Genomic DNA, 3,651 nt, shown 5'->3' on the forward strand with positions numbered 1-3,651 from the left:
GGTGACATTCATCTGGGCACTGCACTCAACAAGGTGCTCAAGGACTTCATCATCCGCCAGAAAAATATGAGCGGCTACAAGGCTCCGTATGTTCCAGGCTGGGATACCCACGGTCTGCCAATCGAGCTGAAGGCCAGAAAAAAAGCAGGCGTCACCAGCGACATCAGCCCTGTTGAACTCAGAAAAATCTGTAAAGAATTTGCACTGCACTATCTCGACACCCAGAGAACCCAGTTTAAACGTCTGGGCGTACTGGGCGAGTGGGAAAACCCATATATGACCCTCAAACCGGAATTTGAGGCAAAACAGATCGAAATCTTTGGCAACATGGCGCTCAAGGGTTACATCTACAAAGGTCTGAAACCGGTTTACTGGTGTCCGGACTGCAATACTGCGCTGGCAGAGGCTGAAATTGAGTACGAAGAGGACCCATGCTTCTCCATCTATGTAAAATTTGCAGTGAAGGATGACAAGGGCAAGCTGGAAAAACTGGGCGTTGATCCTGCAAAGACCTTCTTTGTTATCTGGACCACCACAACCTGGACTCTGCCTGGCAACATGGCAATCTGTCTGGGCCCTGACTATGAATACTGCGCTGTCAAAGCAAACGGCGAATATTATATCATGGCAAAAGAGCTTGCTCCTGCTGCTATGGAAGCTGCCGGCATCTCTGATTATGAGCTGATCGGCTCGATCACCGGCAAAGAGCTGGAGTACATTGTCTGCCAGCACCCATTCCTCGACCGTGAGTCTCTGGTTATCGTCGGCGACCACGTCACACTGGATTCCGGTACCGGATGCGTACATACCGCTCCTGGACACGGTGTGGAGGACTTTGAGGTCTGCGTCAACCATTATCCTGAAATCTCCATCGTCGTTCCTGTCGACAATGAAGGCCGCTTGACCAAAGAGGCTGGCGAGTTTGCAGGACTCAAGACCGACGATGCAAACAAAGCGATTGCAAAGAAGCTGGAAGAAACCGGCAATATGTTTGCAGTTCAGAAGATCGTCCATCAGTATCCACACTGCTGGAGATGTAAACATCCAATCATCTACCGTGCAACCGAACAGTGGTTCTGCTCGGTGGAGGACTTCAAAGCGGACGCTGTCAAGGCAATCGAGGGCATTAAGTGGATTCCATCCTGGGGCGAAGGCCGCATCAAGAACATGGTTACCGACCGTTCTGACTGGTGTATCTCCCGTCAGAGACTGTGGGGCGTTCCAATCCCGATCTTCTACTGCGAGAACTGCGGTGAGTTCCACATCGACGAGGCTTCGATCAAAGCTGTTTCCGACCTGTTCCGCAAGGAAGGTTCCGACGCATGGTGGACCCATGAGGCAAACGAGATCCTGCCGGCCGGCACCAAATGTAAGAAGTGCGGCTGTGAAAAATTCAGAAAAGAAACCGACATCATGGATGTATGGTTTGACTCCGGTTCCTCTCATGCAGCAGTGCTGATGGAGAGAGACAACCTCCAGTGGCCGGCTGACCTCTATCTGGAGGGTGCTGACCAGTACAGAGGCTGGTTCCAGTCCTCCCTGCTTACCTCGGTTGCATGGAAGGGCGTTGCTCCTTACAAGGCAGTCTGCACCCACGGCTGGGTTGTTGACGCACAGGGCAAGACCATGCACAAATCGCTGGGCAACGGCATCGCACCGGAGGAGATCACCGAGAAATTCGGTGCTGATATCCTGCGTCTGTGGGTTGCTTCCTCCGATTATCATGCAGATATCCGCGTTTCCAACGACATCCTCAAACAGCTGTCCGAGGTATACCGCAAGATCAGAAATACTGCCCGCTATATCCTGGGCAACCTCTATGACTTTAACCCAGACACCGATTCGGTTTCGGACGATCAGCTGGAAGAACTGGATCGCTGGGCACTGGCAAGAATGGACGAGATTGCAAAGGAATGCAACGAGGCTTATGATGAGTTTGAGTTCCATCAGGTTTACTATGCAATCCGCAACTTCTGCAGCATCGACCTGTCCAACTTCTATCTGGATATCATCAAGGACAGATTGTACGTTGAAAAGGCAGATTCCGTTTCCAGACGTGCCGCACAGACCGCGATCTACCGCATCCTGCGCGATATGACACTGGTATTTGCGCCGATCCTTGCCTTCACCTGCGAGGAGATCTGGGCAAACCTGCCAAAATCCAAGGATCATAACCCAGACGCCTGCGTCTTTAACGAGATGCCAAAGGGCAGCAAGGGCGATGAGACCGCAGAATTCATGGCAAAATGGGATCGCATCCGCGCTGTCCGCGACGACGTCAACAAGGCGCTGGAGAATGCAAGAAACCAGAAGATCATCGGCAAATCGCTGGAAGCTAAACTGACTCTGAAGGCAGACGGCGAGCTGTATGACTTCCTCAAGGCAAACGAAGCTGTTCTTGAGCCAGTCTTTATCGTCAGCAAGGTAGTTCTGGAACAGGGTGCTGTTGCAGAAGCGACCGGCGAGATGGAAGGACTCCAGGTTACCGTTTCTAAAGCGGAAGGCCACAAGTGCGAACGCTGCTGGGCTTACAGCGACACCGTCGGTCAGGACCCGAACCATCCTGATCTGTGCGCACGCTGTGCAGCAATTCTTGGCTAAATCAAATACTGCGGTGCAGGAAAACAGGCCTTCCTGCACCGCTTTTGTGTGCTTATACAGAAAGATGAAGAAGGTCCCCCAAACAGGGGCAAAAGGAGGAGCCAATGTTAAATTATCTGTGGCTGATCATCGCGGCGGCGCTGGTCGGAGTGGATCAGCTGATTAAATTCTGGGCAGAAAATACATTGCAGCAGGTCGGCAGCATTCCGGTGATCGAGAACATTTTTCACCTGACCTATGTGCAGAATTTTGGCGCAGCGTTCAGCTCCATGCAGAATCAGCGCCTGCTGTTGGTGGGTCTGACCTCGGTGATGCTGGTGGTTATCCTGGTGCTGCTGGTGATGCGAAGGATTCGTTCCCCCTGGTTGGTCGCTTCGTTCAGTCTGATTCTGGCCGGAGGACTGGGCAACCTCATCGACCGCATCTTCCGACAGGGAGGCTATGTGGTCGACCTGTTCGACTTCTGCCTGATCCATTTTCCGGTGTTTAACTTTGCAGATGTCTGTGTCTGCTGCGGCACCGGTCTGCTGATCCTCTATCTGCTGTTTATCGAGCGAAACGAGCATCAGAAATTTGCTATTTCTCAGGAGGTCAAACGCCATGAGTAACCGCCTTTGTCTGGTGGTGGAGCCGCAGCAGGACGGACAGCGCCTGGACAAGTTTTTGCAGGAAAACATCGACGGCATGAGCCGCAGTCAGGCACAGAAGTGGATTTCACAGGGAACAGTGACGCTGGAAAACAAGCCTGCCGGAAAGAACGACAAGCTCCGTGCGGGAATGCAGGTGTTTGTCCAGCTGCCCGACGGCGTGGAGATCGACGGCGAAGGTGAGATCGACTGGGAGGAAGTGCTGCATCCCGTTGTGCCGCCGCAGCCGGAGAATATTCCGCTGCAAATCGTCTATGAGGACGAACATCTGTTGGTGGTCGACAAGCCAAAGCACATGGTCGTCCATCCAGGCGCCGGAAACGACAGTGGAACCTTAGTCAATGCGCTGCTGTTTCACTGCAAGGGAAAGCTGGCAGCCTGCAACGGCATCGAACGGCAGGGT

Annotated in this window: 3 protein-coding genes; all 3 read left to right on the top strand. The window is 52.9% G+C overall.

Annotated elements, in window-relative coordinates:
- On the top strand, positions 1-2,601 hold a 2,601-nt coding region (ileS, locus tag Q0L39_RS11245; RefSeq protein ID WP_296629246.1), incomplete at its 5' end, for an isoleucine--tRNA ligase.
- A 104-nt stretch (positions 2,602-2,705) separates the two neighbouring features.
- Positions 2,706-3,209: a signal peptidase II gene (gene lspA / locus Q0L39_RS11250; protein ID WP_296629247.1), complete on the top strand. Its 504-nt coding sequence runs from the start codon at positions 2,706-2,708 to the stop codon at positions 3,207-3,209.
- The coding region (locus Q0L39_RS11255; protein ID WP_296629249.1) for a S4 domain-containing protein at positions 3,202-3,651 on the top strand (450 nt) is incomplete at its 3' end. The genes lspA and Q0L39_RS11255, both read left to right, overlap by 8 nt.

The organism is uncultured Negativibacillus sp., assembly GCF_944388365.1.
Taxonomy (GTDB): Bacteria; Bacillota; Clostridia; order Oscillospirales; family Ruminococcaceae; genus Negativibacillus.

Bases quoted from the DNA above. Each gene is read 5' to 3' on its own strand.
- lspA (WP_296629247.1), top strand. From the start codon at position 2,706: ATGTTAAATTATCTGTGGCTGATCATCGCGGCGGCGCTGGTCGGAGTG.